Genomic DNA, 448 nt, shown 5'->3' with positions numbered 1-448 from the left:
TTATCCTTCCAAGTAGTCGACTACCAGTCGAAATCCTTGGGCATATTTAAAACAACGGCAGGGAGCGTTCATTTCAGAAGTGAAATCGGAATGGGTAAGGCAAAGGGTCTAATCCAAAAATACAACAGGTTAATGAGACGAAGGGGGTTAGCCGGATTGGACACAGCTATAATATTAATAGCGTTCATCATCACCGCATCCGTGCTAGCCTTCGTGGCAATAAATATGGGACTTTTCGTCACCCAGAAGGCTAAGACCACGATAGATAAGGGGGAACAAACTGCGTCAACGGCGCTCCAGTTAAGCAGTTCAGTGCTTTACGCTACTAACTTCCCGGCCAACACGGAGAGTTACTGGATATACTTTACCGTATCCCCTAGCTCCGGCGTATCCAGCGTGCAGTTATCGCCTTCAACCACCTCAATATCCTTCACAGCCCCATCAGAAA

At 47.1% G+C, this 448-nt stretch carries 1 protein-coding gene; it reads left to right on the top strand.

Going from position 1 to position 448, the window contains the following annotated elements:
* Positions 1–90: 90 nt before the first annotated feature.
* On the top strand, positions 91–448 hold a 358-nt coding region (locus tag L3N51_RS12365; protein ID WP_320057129.1), incomplete at its 3' end, for an archaellin/type IV pilin N-terminal domain-containing protein.

This window comes from Metallosphaera javensis (ex Hofmann et al. 2022) (assembly GCF_022064045.1).
Taxonomy (GTDB): Archaea; Thermoproteota; Thermoprotei_A; order Sulfolobales; family Sulfolobaceae; genus Metallosphaera; species Metallosphaera javensis.
Note: the sequence above shows the minus strand (reverse complement) of the source record. Positions and strands in the feature narration are given on the sequence as shown.